Genomic DNA, 16,653 nt, shown 5'->3' on the forward strand with positions numbered 1-16,653 from the left:
AATGATCCCGTTGTCTTTCGCGCAGCGACGGTTGTGGTTCATCAGCCGCTTCGAGGGCCCCTCGGCGACGTACAACCTCCCCTTCCTGCTCCGCTTCAGCGGCGAGCTGAACACCGCCGCCCTGGAAGCGGCCGTACGCGACGTGGTGGAGCGGCACGAGAGCCTGCGCACCCTCATCGTCGAGAACGCCGACGGCGTCCCGGCGCAGGAGGTCCTCGCGCTCGCCGACGCCCGCCTGGAGATGCCGCTCGTCGAGGTGGCCCCCGAGGCACTCGAAGCCGCCATCGCCAAGGAGGCCGAGTACGTCCTCGACCTCGCCACCGAGATACCCCTGCGCCCGACCCTGCTCAAGTCCGGCGAGCGGGAGCACGTCCTCGTGCTCCTCATCCACCACATCGCCAGCGACGGCGAGTCCATGGGCCCGCTGGCCCGCGACCTCGCCGCCGCCTACCGCGCCCGGCTCACGGGCGCCGCGCCCGACTTCGAGGAACTCCCGGTCCAGTACGTGGACTACACGCTGTGGCAGCGCGAGCTGCTCGGCGACGAGAACGACCCCGAGAGCGTCCTCGCCGCGCAGGTCGAGTACTGGCGCGGCGAGCTGGCAGGAGTCCCGCAGCCGCTCCAACTGCCCGCCGACCGCCCCCGCCCGCCCGTCGCCAGCCACGTCGGTGACGGCGTCAGCCTGCACGTCGACCCCGACCTGGTCGCCAAGGTCGAACGGCTGGCGCGCGAGCGCGACGTGACCGTGCCGATGGTCATGCAGGCCGCGCTGATGGTCACCCTCCAGCACCTCGGCGCCGGTGAGGACATCGCGCTCGGCTCCACCATCGCGGGCCGCACCGACGACGACCTCACCGAACTCATCGGCTTCTTCGTCAACACCTGGGTGCTGCGCGGCGACCTCTCCGGCGCCCCGACGTTCGAGCGGCTGCTCGCCCAGGTCCAGGACAAGGCGCTCGCGGCGTACGACAACCAGGACGCGCCGTTCGAGCGCCTGGTGGAGATCCTCAACCCCGAGCGCTCCACCGCCTACCACCCGCTCTTCCAGGTCATGTTCACCTGGGAGACCGAGGTCGGAACCGAGCTGGAACTGCCGGGCCTGACCACGCGCCTGGAGATGCTGTCGACCACGACGGCCAAGTTCGACCTGGAGTTCAACTACTTCCACGACCCGGCCAAGCAGTCGATGCTGGTGTACCTGGAGTACGCCACCGAGCTGTTCGACCGCCGCACCGCCGAGGCCATCAGCGAGCGCTACGTCCGCGTCGTGCGCCAGCTCGTCGAGAGCCCCGCCGCCCCGGTCACCCGCGTCGACATCCTCCAGCCCGGCGAACGCGAGCTGGTCCTCGGCCAGTTCAACGACACCGCCGCGGACACGCCCGCGCTCACCGTGCCCGGCGCCTTCGAGAAGCAGGCGGCGGCCACGCCGGACGCCGTCGCCGTCGTGCACGAGGAGACGGAGCTGACGTACGCGGAGCTGAACGCCCGCGCAGGCCGGCTCGCCCGTGACCTCGTCGGCCGCGGCGTCGGCCCGGAGAGCGTCGTCGGCCTGTGCCTGCCGCGCTCCGCGGACCTCGTCGTCGGCATGCTCGGCATCCTCAAGGCGGGCGGCGCCTATCTGCCGATCGACCCCAAGTACCCGAGCACCCGACTCGACTTCATCCTCTCGGACGCCAAGCCGCACCTGATCCTCACCGACGCCGACACCGTCGGCGTGCTGCCCGAGAGCCCGGACGGCGCCGCGCCGCGGCTCCTCCTCGGCGACGTGGACCTCGACACCGTCACCGCCGCCGACGCGGAGCTGACCGACGCCGACCGGACCGCGCCGCTCGGCCCGGACAACGTCGCGTACGTGATGTACACCTCCGGCTCCACCGGCACGCCCAAGGGCGTCGCCATCACCCACGGCAACGTCGTCAACGACGTCACGGGCCTCGCGTCCGCCGTGGGCGTCCAGGCCGGATCGCGGGTGCTCGCTGGCACCTCCATCAACTTCGACGTGTCGGTCTTCGAGACCTTCACCACGCTGTCCACCGGCGGCACCCTCGAAGTGGTCCGCGACGTCCTCGTCGTCGGCGAGCGCGGCGGCTGGACCGGCGGCGTCGTCTCCACCGTCCCGTCCGTCTTCGCCGAACTCCTCGACCAGGTCGACGGCAAGATCGACGTCGACGCCGTCGTCTTCGCGGGCGAGGCGCTGCCCGCGACCCTGGTGCAGCGCGTGCGCGAGGTCATCCCCGGCGTGCGCGTCGTCAACGCCTACGGCCAGAGCGAGACCTTCTACGCCACCACCTTCGCGGTGTCCGACACCGACCAGTGGCACGGCACCAGCAGCGCCCCCATCGGCAGCCCGCTCGGCAACGTCCGCACCTACGTCCTCGGCCCGGGCCTGGAGCCCGCCCCCGTCGGCGTCGCGGGAGAGCTCTACGTCGCGGGCGTCGTCGGCCGCGGCTACCACGGCCGCCCCGACCTCACCGCGGACCGCTTCGTCGCCGACCCCTACGGCCCGGCCGGGTCCCGCATGTACCGCACCGGCGACCTCGCCCGCTGGAACACCGACGGCCGCCTGGAGTACGTCGGCCGCGGCGACGCGCAGGTCAAGGTCCGCGGCTTCCGCATCGAGCCCGGCGAGATCGAGGCCGCCCTGACCGCCCACCCGGGCGTCGCCCAGGCCGTCGTGACCGTCCACCAGAGCCGCGGCAGCAAGCAACTCGTCGGCTACGTCGTGCCCGTGGGCTCGGACGACGGCGTGGGCTCCGGTGACGTCGACAGCCTCGGCGAGCTCGACGTCGACCTGACCATGGTCGTTTCCTCGCGCGAGCTGCGCCGTTTCGTCTCCGCGCGCCTGCCCGAGTTCATGGTCCCGTCCGTCTTCATGATGCTGGACCGCCTCCCGCTCGCCCCGAACGGCAAGCTGGACCGCAAGGCCCTGCCCGAGCCGGAGTTCAGCGGCGGCCAGTACCGCGCCCCGCGCACCCCCACCGAGGAGGTTCTCACCGGCGTCTACGCCGAGGTCCTCGGCCTGGACCGGGTCGGCATCGACGACGACTTCTTCGCCGTCGGCGGCGACTCCATCCGCTCCATCCAGGTCGTCTCGCGGGCCCGCGCCCAGGGCGTCGAGGTCAGCCCCCGGCAGATCTTCGAATGCCGCACCGTGGCCGAGCTGGCCGACGTCGCGGCGGCCGGGGGCCAGGCCACCATCCTGGAGGAGCTTGAGGGCGGTGGCGTCGGCTGGATGCCGCTGCTTCCCGCCGGGCACTTCCTGAAGGAACTGGGCGGCGGCAGCGACCGCTTCTCCATGTCGATGGTCCTCGACCTGCCCGTCGGCATCGACGAGGCCGGTCTCCTCGCCACCCTGAGCGCCGTCGTCGACCACCACGACATCCTGCGCTCGCGCCTGCTCACCGACGGCGACGGCGGCCTGGAGGTCGCCCCCGCGGGACCCGACCGCGGCTTCGACGTCGCCTCCCTCGTCCACCGCGTCACCTGCGACGGACAGTGGAACGACGCCTGGCGCGACCTCGCGTTCGCCGAACTCGACGCCGCCACCGACCTCCTGGACCCCGCCGCCGGCACCATGGCGCGGTTCGTGTGGTTCGACGCGGGCGCCGACAAGCCCGGCCGCCTCCACCTCGTCCTGCACCACTTCGCCATCGACGGCGTGTCCTGGCGCGTCCTGCTGCCCGACCTCGCCGCCGCCTGGGAGCAGATCAAGGACGGCAAGACCCCCGTGCTCGACCCCGTCTCCACCTCCGTGCGCCGCTGGGCGCACGCCCTGGTCGACGAGGCCGCGACACCGGAGCGCACCGCCGAGCTCGACCTGTGGAAGTCCGTCGTCGCCGGACCCGACCCGGTCCTCGGCAGCCGCCGCCTCGACCCGGCCACCGACACCGTCGCCACCGTCGAGCACGTCGTCGTGCAGGTGCCCGTGCCCGTCACCGAGCAGCTCCTGACCACGCTGCCCGCCGCCTTCCGCGGCGGCGTCAACGACGGCCTGCTCGCCGCCCTCGCCCTCGCCGTCACCCGCTGGCGGCGCGCCCGGGGCATCGACGAGCCGACGGTGCTGCTGCGCCTGGAGGGCCACGGCCGCGAGGAGTACGCGGTGCCCGGCGCGGACCTGTCCCGCACCATGGGCTGGTTCACCAGCATGTTCCCGCTGCGCCTCGACCTCGGCGGTATCGACGTCGAGGAGGCCTTCGCGGGCGGCGCCGCCGCCGGTGCCGCGGTCAAGGCGGTCAAGGAGCAGGGCCTCGCCATCCCCGACAAGGGCCTCGGCTACGGCCTCCTGCGCTACCTCAACCCGCAGACCGCCGAGATCCTGCGCCGCTACTCCACCGGCCAGATCGCCTTCAACTACCTCGGCCGCTTCTCCACGTCCACGGACATGCCCGACCACCTGCGCGGCCTCGGCTTCGGCCAGGCCGAGGGCACGGCCGACATCCTCGCCGACCTCGACGCGGACATGCCCGCCCTGTCGGTCTTCGACGTCAACGCCCTCGTCCTGGACTCCGAGGAGGGCCCGCAGCTCAACGCCCGCGTCGGCTTCCCCGCGGGCGTGCTCTCCGCCGACGACGTGCGGGACCTCGCCGACCTGTGGATCCAGGCACTCGAAGGCCTCGCCCAGCATGTGTCACAGCCCGGCGCGGGCGGCCTCACGCCGTCCGACGTACCACTGGTGACGACGACGCAGGCCGACATCGAGCTGTGGGAGCGCCGCTACCCGAGCGTGTCCGACGTATGGCCGCTCACCGCCGCCCAGTCGGGCCTGCTGTTCCACACGATGCTCTCGGACGCCTCCTTCGACGCGTACCAGATGCAGCTCGTCTTCCACCTGTCCGGCAAGGTCGAGCCCGCCCGCATGCGTGCGGCCGGTCAGGCCCTGCTCGACCGGTACGCGAGCCTGCGCACCGCGTTCGTCACGGACACCGAGGGCAACCAGGTGCAGCTCGTCCTCGACGAGGTCGCCCTGCCCTGGCTGGAGTTCGACTACAGCTCCCTCGGCGACGCCGAGCGCGACGCCGCCCTGAAGAAGCTCCTCGCCGACGACCACGCCAAGCACTTCGATCCCGTCACCCCGCCGATGCTGCGGATGACCCTGGTCACCCTCGGCGAGGACCGCGCGGAGCTGGTGTTCACCGCCAACCACGTCCTGTTCGACGGCTGGTCCGTGCCGCTGCTCCTCCAGGACCTGCTTCGCCTGTACGGCTCCGACGGCGACGCCTCCGAGCTGCCCCGGGTCCGCGGCTACCGGGACTTCCTGGTCTGGCTCGACCAGCAGGACCGCGCCGAGGACACCCGGGTGTGGGCCGAGGAGCTGGCCGGGGTCGACGAGCCCACCCTGCTCGCCCCCGGCGCCCGCCCCGGCGCGGAGCCCGGCGGCATCGGCCAGGTCGACGTGCCGCTGACCGCCGAGTCCGCCCGTGAGCTCGCCCGCCGCGCCGCCGAGCTGGGCATCACCATGAACACCGTCGTGCAGGGCGCCTGGGGCCTGCTCCTCGCGGAGCTGACCGGCCGCAGGGACGTCGTGTTCGGCGCCACCGTGTCCGGCCGTCCGCCGGTCGTGCCGGGCGTGGACTACATGGTCGGCCTGTTCATCAACACCCTTCCGGTGCGGGTGGACTGCGCGCCGCGCGAGTCCCTCGCCGACGTCCTCACCGCCCTGCAGAACCGGCAGGGCTCGCTCCTGGACCACCAGCACTTCGGTCTCAGCGACATCCAGAACGCCGTCGGCCTGACCTCGCTGTTCGACACGATCGTCGTCTTCGACTCCTACCCCGTCGACTCCGTCGGCATCACCGACGCCTACGCGGCGGCGGGCCTCGAAGTCACCGGCATCAGCCCGCTCAGCGGCACCCACTACCCGCTGATCGTCTCCGCCGACGCCGAACCGCACCTGCGCCTCGGCCTGCAGTACCAGCACCACCTCTTCGAGCGCGCGGACGTCGAGGCCATCGCGGCCCGCTTCCACCGCGTCCTGCTCCAGCTCGTCGAGGACCCGCGGATCCCCGCCGGACACGTCGACGTCCTGGAGGCCGACGAGCGCGAGCACGTCCTGCACGGCCTGAACGCCACGGCCGCCGAGACGCCCGCGCTCACCATCCCCGGCCTGTTCGAGCGGCAGGTCGCGGCGACCCCGGACGCGGTCGCGCTCGTGCACGGCGACACCTCGCTGACGTACGCCGAGCTGAACGCCCGCGCCGACCGCCTCGCGCGGGAGCTGATCGCCCGTGAGGTCGGCCCGGAGACGGTCGTGGGCCTGGCCCTGCCGCGCTCGGCCGACCTGATCACGGGGCTGCTCGCGGTCCTGAAGGCGGGCGGCGCCTATCTGCCGATCGACCCGAAGTACCCGAGCTCCCGTCTGGACCACATCCTGTCCAACGCGCGGCCGAAGCTGCTGCTCACGGACGCGGACACCGTCGGCGTGCTGCCCGAGACGGACATCCCGCGCCTGTTCCTCGGCGACGTGGACCTCACGTCCGCCACCGCCGACGCCCCGCTGACGGACGCCGACCGCAGGGCCGCGCTCAAGCCGGACAACGTGGCGTACGTGATGTACACGTCCGGCTCGACCGGCACCCCGAAGGGTGTGGCGATCACCCACCACAACGTGGTGAACGGCGTGACCCGCCTCGCCGCGTCCGTGGGCATCGACGCCACGACGCGCGTCCTCGCGGGCACCTCGGTCAACTTCGACGTGTCGGTCTTCGAGGCCGTCACGACCCTGTCCCAGGGCGGCACCCTGGAGGTCGCCCGGGACGTCCTGGTCATCGGCGAGCAGAACGGCTGGACGGGCGGCGTCGTCTCCACGGTCCCGTCGGTCTTCGCCGAGCTCCTCGACCAGGTGACCGGCGAACTCGCCGTGGAATCGGTGGTGTTCGCGGGCGAGGCGCTCCCCGCGTCGCTCGTCGAGCGGGTCCGCGAGGCCATCCCCGGTGTGCGCGTCGTCAACGCCTACGGCCAGACGGAGTCGTTCTACGCGACGACGTGGGCGCTGCCCGCGGGCGACGAGTGGGATGGTACGGGCAGTGCCCCGATCGGTGCTCCGCTCGGCAACATGCGGGCGTATGTGCTCGGTTCGGGTCTCGCGCCCGTGCCGGTGGGTGTCGTGGGCGAGCTGTACATCGCGGGCAATGTGGCGCGCGGCTACTTCGGCCGCGCCGACCTGACCGCGGACCGCTTCGTCGCCGACCCCTACGGTCCGGCCGGAGCGCGGATGTACCGCACGGGCGACCTGGCGCGGTGGAACGCGGACGGTCAGTTGGAGTACGTCGGCCGCGGTGACGCGCAGGTCAAGGTGCGAGGCTTCCGCATCGAGCCCGGCGAGGTCGAGGCCGCCCTGACCGCGCACCCGCAGGTCGCCCAGGGCGTGGTCGTGGCCCGTGGCACCGGCACCGCCGACAAGCGCCTCGTGGCGTACGTCGTCCCGGCCGGGACCGTCGAGGACATCGGCACGTTCGACGTCACGGCGCTGCGGGAGTTCGTGGGCGGCAGGCTGCCCGAGTTCATGGTGCCGTCGGCGTTCGTGGTCCTGGAGCGCCTGCCGCTGGCCCCGAACGGCAAGCTGGACCGCAAGGCCCTGCCCGAGCCGGAGTTCACCGGCGCCGAGTACCGCGCCCCGCGCACTCCGCAGGAAGAGGCCCTGTGCGGCCTGTTCGCGGAGGTCCTCGGCCTGGAGCGGGTCGGCATCGACGACAACTTCTTCACCGTCGGCGGCCACTCGCTGCTCGCCACCCGGCTCGTCAGCCGCATCCGCACCACCCTCGACGTCGAGATCCCGATCCGCGTCGTCTTCGCCTCGCCGACCGTCGCGGAACTCGTCGAGCACCTGACCGGCGGCGGCAGCGTCCGCGCGCAACTGCGCAGGGCCGAGACCCGCCCCGAGTTCGTACCGCTGTCGTACGCCCAGCGCCGCCTGTGGTTCATCGACCGCTTCGAGGGCCCCTCGGCGACGTACAACACGCCGTTCCCGCTGCGCCTGACCGGCACCCTGGACACCGCCGCGTTCGAGGCCGCCGTCAACGACGTCGTCACGCGCCACGAGAGCCTGCGCACGCTGATCATCGACGACAGCGAGGGCGTGCCCTTCCAGAAGGTGCTTCCCGCCGCCGACGTGCACATCGACGTGCCCGTCGTCGACGTCGCCCCCGACGCGCTCGACGACGCCATGGCCGAGGCCGCCGGCTACAGCTTCGACCTGGCCGGAGAGGTCCCGACACGGGCCACGGTGTTCCGCTGCGGCGAGGACGAGTTCGTCCTCCTGCTGCTGTTCCACCACATCGTCAGCGACGGCGTGTCCATGGGCCCGCTGTCCCGCGACCTCGCCGCGGCCTACACGGCCCGGCTCGCGGGCGCGGCCCCGGCATGGCCGGAACTGCCGGTGCAGTACGTGGACTACACGCTGTGGCAGCGTGAGCTGCTCGGCGCCGAGGACGACCCCGACAGCGTCCAGTCCGGGCAGGTCGACTACTGGCGCGAGGAGCTGGCGGGCGTGCCCCAGCCGCTCCGGCTTCCCACCGACCGGCCCCGCCCGCCGGCCGCGAGCCACCGCGGCGCCACCGTCGAGTTCGCCCTCGACCGCGACGTGATGGACGCCGTCGAGGAACTCGCACGGCGGCGCGGCGCCACCGCGTCGATGGTCCTCCAGTCCGCCCTGACGGTGCTCCTGCACGGCCTCGGCGGCGGCGACGACATCACCATCGGCGCGCCCATCGCCAACCGCACCGACGAACTCCTCGCGGACCTGGTCGGCTTCTTCGTCAACACCTGGGTGCTGCGCGCCGACCTGTCCGGCAACCCCACCTTCGAGGACCTGCTCGACCAGGCCCGCGACAAGTCCCTGGCCGCCTACGACAACCAGGACGTGCCGTTCGAGCGCCTGGTGGAGGTCCTGAACCCGGAGCGCTCCACGGCGTACTCGCCGCTGTTCCAGGTGATGTTCGCCTGGCAGAACTTCAACCGGAACGACTTCGCGCTGCCCGGCCTCGACGTGCGGTTCGAGCGGATCCGCAACGAGAGCGCCAAGTTCGACCTGTTCTTCAACATGGCCGACATCCCCGGCTACGGCGTCGTCGGCCACCTGGAGTACGCCACCGACCTGTTCGACCACGCGAGCGCCCAGGAGATCACCGACCGGTTCATCCGCGTCGTCGGCCTCCTCGCGGCCGACCCGGCCCAGCGCGTCGGCGCCGTCGAGCTGGTCGAGCCCGCCGAGCGGGACCTCGTCCTGCGCGGCTTCAACGACACCGCGCAGCCGACGCCGGACCTCACCATCCCCGGCCTGTTCGAGAAGCAGGTCGACAAGCGCCCGCACGCCGTGGCCGTCGTCGACGGGGACACGTCGTGGACGTACCGCGAACTGGACGCCCGCGCCAACCTGTTGGCGCGGGAGCTGATCCGGCGCGAGGTGGGCCCGGAGACGATCGTGGGCCTGGCGCTGCCGCGCTCGGCGGACCTGATCGTGGGCCTGCTGGGTGTCCTGAAGGCCGGTGCTGCGTATCTGCCGATCGACCCGAAGTACCCGAGCTCCCGTCTGGACTACATCCTGTCCAACGCGCGGCCGAGGCTGCTGCTCACGGACGCGGACACCGTCGGGGTCCTGCCGGACAACGACGTGCCGCGGCTGTTCGTCGGCGACCTCGACCTGGAGCCGAAGCAGCGCAACGTCAAGGTCCGCGACAAGGACCGCAGGGCCGCGCTCAAGCCGGACAACGTGGCGTACGTGATGTACACCTCCGGCTCGACCGGCACCCCGAAGGGTGTGGCGATCACCCACCACAACGTGGTCAACGGCATCACGCGCCTCGCCGCGTCCGTGGGCATCGACTCGTCCACGCGGATGCTCGCCGCGACCTCGGTCAACTTCGACGTGTCGGTCTTCGAGACCTTCACGACCCTGTCCCAGGGCGGCACCGTCGAGGTCGCCCGCGACGTGCTCGTCATCGGCGAGCGCGGCGGCTGGACGGGCGGCGTGGTCTCCACCGTCCCGTCCGTCTTCGCCGAACTCCTGGAGCAGGTCGACGGCGAACTCGAAGTCGACTCCGTGGTGTTCGCCGGTGAGGCACTGCCCGCGTCGCTCGTCGAGCGGGCCCGCGAGGCCATCCCCGGCGTCCGCGTCGTCAACGCCTACGGCCAGACCGAGTCGTTCTACGCGACCACCTTCGCGCTGCCCGCCGACCAGGAGTGGGACGGATCGGCCAGCGCCCCCATCGGCGCCCCGCTCGGCAACATGCGCGCCTACGTCCTCGGTTCGGCTCTCGCGCCCGTGCCGGTGGGTGTCGTGGGTGAGCTGTACATCGCGGGCAATGTGGCCCGTGGCTACTTCGGCCGCGCCGACCTGACCGCGGACCGCTTCGTCGCCGACCCCTACGGTCCGGCCGGAGCGCGGATGTACCGCACGGGCGACCTGGCCCGCTGGACCCCCGAGGGCCAGTTGGAGTACGTCGGCCGTGACGACGCGCAGGTCAAGGTGCGCGGCATCCGCATCGAGCCCGGCGAGGTCGAGGCCGCGCTCACCGAGCACCCGGGCGTCGCCCAGGCCGTCGTGGTCGTCAAGGACGGCCGCGGCAGCAAGCAGCTCGTCGGCTATGTGGTGCCCGCCGGTGAGCAGATCGAGGACGTCAACGCCGACCTCGACCTGACCGCCGGTGTCTCGGTGGAGGAGCTGCGCAAGTTCGCCGCCGGGCGCCTGCCCGAGTTCATGGTGCCCGCGGTGTTCGTGGTCCTCGACCGCCTGCCGCTGGCCCCCAACGGCAAGCTGGACCGCAAGGCCCTGCCCGAGCCGGAGTTCACGGCAGGGGAGTACCGGGCGCCCCGCACCGCCGAGGAGAAGGTCCTCGCCGGGGTGTACGCGGAGGTGCTCGGCCTCGGCCGGGTCGGTGTCGACGACGACTTCTTCGCCGTCGGCGGCGACTCCATCCGCTCCATCCAGGTGGTGTCCCGGGCCAAGGCGCAGGGCATCGAGATCACGCCGCGGCAGATCTTCGAGTGCCGCACGGTCGCCGACCTCGCCCTCGCGGCCGTCGAGAACCGGCTCGCGGGCGCGGGCGCGGTCCTGGAGGAGCTGGAGGGCGGCGGTGTCGGCTGGATGCCGCTCCTGCCCGTGGCCCGCTACATGACGACCGAACTCGGCGAGAACACCGACCGGTTCTCCATGTCGACGGTCCTCGACCTGCCGAAGGACATCGAGGAGGCGGGCCTCGTCGCGACCCTGAGTGCCGTCGTCGACGCCCACGACGTGCTGCGCTCGCGCTTCCTCACCGAGGGCGAGGGCGGCCTGGAGGTCACCGCGCCCGGCACCGTCGACGTGGCGTCGCTGGTGCACCGGGTGGAGTGCGACGGCGACTGGTCCGCGGAGTCCTGGCAGCGCCTCGCCGCCGCCGAACTCGACGCCGCGACGGGGCGGTTGAATCCGGCGGCGGGGGTGATGGCGCAGTTCGTGTGGTTCGACACCGCGGGTTCCGAGGTGGCCGGGCGGCTCATCGTGGTGCTTCATCACCTGGTGGTGGACGGGGTGTCCTGGCGGATCCTGGTGCCGGACCTGGCCGCGGCCTGGGAGCACGTCAAGGCGGGCCGGACGCCGGAGCTCGCGCCGGTGGCGACCTCGCTGCGCCGCTGGTCCCACGCCCTGAAGGACGAGGCGAACAGCGACACCCGCACCGCCGAACTCCCGCTCTGGGAAGGCATGCTGGACGGCGACGACCCGGTCATCGGCTCGCGCCCGCTCGACCCGGCGGTGGACGTCACCGCCACGGTGGAGACCGTGTCCGTCAAACTGCCGGTGGCGGTGACGGAGTCGCTCCTGACGACCGTCCCTGCCGCGTTCCACGGCGGTGTCAACGACGGCCTGCTCGCCGCGCTCGCCCTGGCCGTCTCGCGCTGGCGCGAGGAGCGGGGCGTGGCGGAGTCCTCCACGCTGATCCGCCTGGAGGGCCACGGCCGTGAGGAGTACGTGGCTCCGGGTGCGGATGTGTCGCGCACGCTGGGCTGGTTCACGAGCATGTTCCCGGTACGTCTCGACGTGGCGGGGCACGACGTGGCCGAGGCGTTCGCGGGCGGCCGGGCCGCCGGGTCGGTGGTCAAGGCGGTCAAGGAGCAGCTCCTGGCCGTGCCGGACAAGGGCATCGGCTTCGGTCTGCTGCGCTACCTCAACCCGGACACCTCCCGTGTCCTTGAGGGGCGGTCCACGGGGCAGATCGCGTTCAACTACCTGGGCCGGTTCTCCGCCGACGACATGCCCGAGGAGCTGCGCGGCCTGGGCTGGAGCATCGCGCCCGACACCGACGCGCTCATCGCCGACCTCAACGCGGACATGCCCGCCCTCGCCACGGTGGACTTCGCCGCGTACGTCACGGACAGCGCCCAGGGCCCCGAGCTCACCGCGAGCGTCGGCTTCCCGACCGGTGTCCTGTCCCGCGCCGAGGTGCAGCGCCTGGCGGACCTGTGGTGCGAGGCCCTGGACGGCCTCACCCGCCACGCCGCCACCCCGGACGCGGGCGGCCTCACGCCGTCCGACGTGCCGCTGGTCGCCGTCGAGCAGTCCGACATCGAGGCTTGGGAGAAGAAGTACCCGGGCGTCTCGGACATCTGGCCGCTCACGACGATGCAGTCGGGCCTGCTGTTCCACAGCATGCTCGGCGCCAGCGACACCGAGGGACCGGCCGACGCACGCGACGCGTACCACATCCAGCTCGTGATGCACCTGTCCGGGCAGGTCGACCCGGCCAGGATCCGCACGGCCGGGCAGGCGCTGCTCGACCGGTACGCGAACCTGCGGGCCGCCTTCGTCACCGACGCGCGCGGCGAGCTGGTCCAGCTCATCGTGGACGGCGCCGAACTCCCCTGGAGCGAGGCCGACCTGAGCACGCTGCCCGAGGGGGAGCGCGAGGAGGCGTTCGAGAAGCTGCTCGCCGAGGACCAGGTCACCCACTTCGACCCGGCCACCGCGCCGCTGCTGCGGATGTGCCTGGTCAAGATGGACGACAACCTCTCCGAGCTGGTCTTCAGCGCCCACCACGTGCTGTACGACGGCTGGTCCTTCCCCATGCTCATCCAGGACCTCCTGCGCCTCTACGGCTCCCACGGCGACCCGGCCGACCTGCCCCGCGTACGCAGCTACCGGGAGTTCCTGGCCTGGCTCGACCGGCAGGACCGGGGCGAGGCCGCTCGTGCCTGGGCCCAGGAGCTGGACGGGGTCGAGGAGCCGACGATGCTGGCTCCGGGTGCCTCGGAGGAGCAGGGCGGCCTGGACATGGTCGAGGTGCCGCTGCCGACGGAGGACGCCCGCACGCTGTCGCGGCGCGCCTCGGAACTCGGCATCACCCTCAACACCCTGGTGCAGGGTGCGTGGGCGCTGGCCCTGGGGCAGTTGACGGGTCGTCAGGACGTCACGTTTGGCGCCACCGTCTCCGGCCGTCCGCCGTCCGTGACCGGTGTCGACACGATGGTCGGCCTGTTCATCAACACGCTGCCCGTCCGCGTCGAGGCCGAGCCCGGCCAGACCCTGGCCCAGCTCCTCACCGGCCTCCAGGAGCGCCAGGCCGCGCTCCTGGACCACCACCACTACGGCCTGTCGGACATCCAGCAGGCGACCGGGCTCAGCACGCTCTTCGACACGATCGTGGTGTTCGAGTCGTTCCCGGTCGACCACGCGGGCATGAGCGACGCCAACGCCACGGCGGGCATCGCGGTGACGGGCCTGCGCGCGTCCAGCGGCACGCACTACCCGCTGATCGTGGGCGCCGACGCCTCGCCGCACCTGCGCATGGGCCTGCAGTACCAGGACACCATGTACGACAAGGACGTGGTGAAGGGCATCGCGGGCCGCCTCGGCCGGGTGCTCCAGCAGATCGCGGCCGACCCGGAGACGCCCGTCAAGGACGTCGACGTGCTGGAGCCGGGGGAGCGGGAGCGGCTGCTCGTCACGTTCAACGACACGGCCGCCGAGACGCCCGCGCTCACCGTGCCCGGACTGTTCGAGGAACAGGCCGCGCGGACGCCGGACGCGGTCGCGGTGGACTTCGGCGACACGTCGTGGACGTACCGCGAACTGGACGCGCGTGCCGACCTGTTGGCGCGGGAGCTGATCCGGCGCGAGGTGGGCCCGGAGACGGTCGTGGGCCTGGCGCTGCCGCGCTCGGCGGACCTGATCGTGGGCCTGCTGGGTGTGCTGAAGGCCGGTGCTGCGTATCTGCCGATCGACCCGAAGTACCCGAGCTCCCGTCTGGACTACATCCTGTCCAACGCGCGGCCGAGGCTGCTGCTCACCGACGCGGACACCGTCGGGGTCCTGCCGGACAACGACGTGCCGCGGCTGTTCGTCGGCGACCTCGACCTGGAGCCGAGGCAGGACGGCACCAAGGTCCGCGACGAGGACCGGGTGGCGCCGCTGCGGCCCGACAACGTGGCGTACGTGATGTACACCTCGGGCTCGACGGGCACCCCGAAGGGCGTCATGGTCACGCACGCCAACGTCGTCAACGGCATCACGCGCCTCGTCGAGCGGGTCGGCGGCGCGGGCTCGCGGATGCTCGCGGGCACCTCGGTCAACTTCGACGTGTCGGTCTTCGAGACCTTCACGACCCTGTCGACCGGCGGCACCCTCGAAGTGGTCAGGGACGTCCTGGTCATCGGCGAGCGCAACGGCTGGACGGGCGGCGTGATCTCCACGGTCCCGTCGGTCTTCGCCGAACTCCTCGACCAGGTCACCGGCGACATCAGCGCCGAGTCCGTGGTGTTCGCCGGTGAGGCGCTGCCCGCCGCCCTCGTGGAGCGGGTGCGCGAGGCCATCCCCGGCGTCCGCGTCGTCAACGCCTACGGCCAGACGGAGTCGTTCTACGCGACGACGTTCGCGCTCCCCGCCGACCAGGAGTGGGCCGGCACCGGCAGCGCGCCCGTCGGCACCCCGCTCGGCAACATGCGGGCGTACATCCTCGGCCCGGGCCTCACCCCGGCACCCGAGGGCGTGGTCGGCGAGCTGTACGTGGCCGGAGCCGTCAGCCGCGGCTACTTCGGCCGCGCCGAGCTGACCGCCGACCGGTTCGTGGCCGACCCGTTCGGCCCTGCGGGCGCGCGGATGTACCGCACCGGTGACCTGGCGCGGTGGAACGCGGACGGTCAGCTGGAGTACGTCGGGCGTGACGACGCGCAGGTCAAGGTGCGGGGCTTCCGCATCGAGCCCGGCGAGGTCGAGGCGGCGCTCACCGCGCACCCGGAGGTGGCGCAGGGCGTGGTCGTGGCCCGCGGCACCGGGACGGTCGACAAGCGCCTGGTGGCGTACGTCGTGCCGGCCGGGGCGCAGGACGTCGACACGTTCGACGTCACGGCGCTGCGGGAGTTCGTCGCGGGGAAGCTGCCCGAGTTCATGGTGCCGTCGGCGTTCGTGGTCCTGGAGCGGCTGCCGCTGGCGCCGAACGGGAAGCTGGACCGCAAGGCGCTGCCCGAGCCGGAGTTCACGGGGGCCGAGTACCGGGCCCCGCGCACTCCGCAGGAGGAAGTCCTCTGCGGGCTGTTCGCGGAGGTCCTCGGCCTGGAGCGGGTCGGCATCGACGACAACTTCTTCACCGTCGGCGGCCACTCGCTGCTCGCCACCCGGCTCGTCAGCCGCATCCGCACGGTCCTCGGGGTCGAGATCCCGATGCGGGTCGTGTTCCAGTACTCCACGGTCGCGGACATGGCCGACTGCCTGACCTCGGGCAGGGAGTCGTTCAGCTTCACCGACCCGTTCGGTGTGGTGCTCCCGATGAAGACCGACGGCGACGGCGGACCCCTGTGGTTCATCCACCCCGGCGTCGGCCTGTCCTGGGTCTACCTCGGCTTCGCCACGCAGCTCGGCGACCGGCCCGTGTACGGCATCCAGGCGCGGGGCTTCGACGGCTCCGAACTGCCGGGCTCCGTCGACGAGATGGTGGCCGACTACCTGGAGCAGATCCTCGCCGTACAGCCGGAAGGCCCCTTCCGGCTCGTCGGCCTCTCCATCGGCGGCACCCTGGCGCACGCCCTCGCGGGCGAACTCCAGGCGCGCGGCCACGAGGTGGCGCTGCTCGGCCTCCTCGACTGCGTGCCCGCGGAGTGGTTCGCGCGGAACAACACGTCCCTGGAGATGGCCGAGGTGGAGGACGTGCTCGCCGGGTACATCCCGCACACCGGCCCGGAGGGCGACGGCGAGGACGGGGACGGGGGCGGCGAGCGGAACTCGCTCGTGAAGAACGCGTCGGTCATCGCCGTCCGGCACACCGACATGATGATGGAGTACACGCAGCCGAAGTACCGCGGCGACGCGGTGTTCTTCAACGCGACGCTGAACCCCGACGAGACGTACGCCCCGCAGTGGGCCGCGTACATCGACGGGACGGTGGAGGAGCACGACATCCACTCCACGCACATGGGGATGTATCTGCCGCGGCCCGCGGCGGAGATCTGCCGGATCCTCAGCCGTCACCTCGACAGCGAGTAGGGGGCGGGAGCGGGCAGTACGGAACCCCGAAGGGGGCGAGGCCGGAAGGCCTCGCCCCCTTCGGGGTTTCCTGCGCCGGGGCGGGGCCCGTACAGAGGCGGCGTGCACAGCGACGGCGCACACGGCGAAGCGGTGCAGGGGCGCGCCGTCCGGGGCCGCCCCGGCCCGCGTCAGTGGCTTGGTAAGCGGGCTGGGTAAGCGAGCGG

At 72.2% G+C, this 16,653-nt stretch carries 1 protein-coding gene; it reads left to right on the forward strand.

What is annotated here, in order from left to right:
• Position 1 precedes the first annotated feature (1 nt).
• Positions 2 to 16,447, forward strand: a complete 16,446-nt coding sequence (locus ACFVHO_RS15240) for an amino acid adenylation domain-containing protein (RefSeq protein ID WP_385713672.1) — start codon at positions 2 to 4, stop codon at positions 16,445 to 16,447.
• Positions 16,448 to 16,653: the final 206 nt, after the last annotated feature.

It is taken from the genome of Streptomyces sp. NPDC127108, from assembly GCF_042677545.1.
Classification (GTDB): domain Bacteria; phylum Actinomycetota; class Actinomycetes; order Streptomycetales; family Streptomycetaceae; genus Streptomyces.

Excerpts from the sequence above, each read along its gene's own strand:
- ACFVHO_RS15240 (WP_385713672.1), top strand. The coding sequence starts at position 2 with ATGATCCCGTTGTCTTTCGCGCAGCGACGGTTGTGGTTCATCAGCCGC.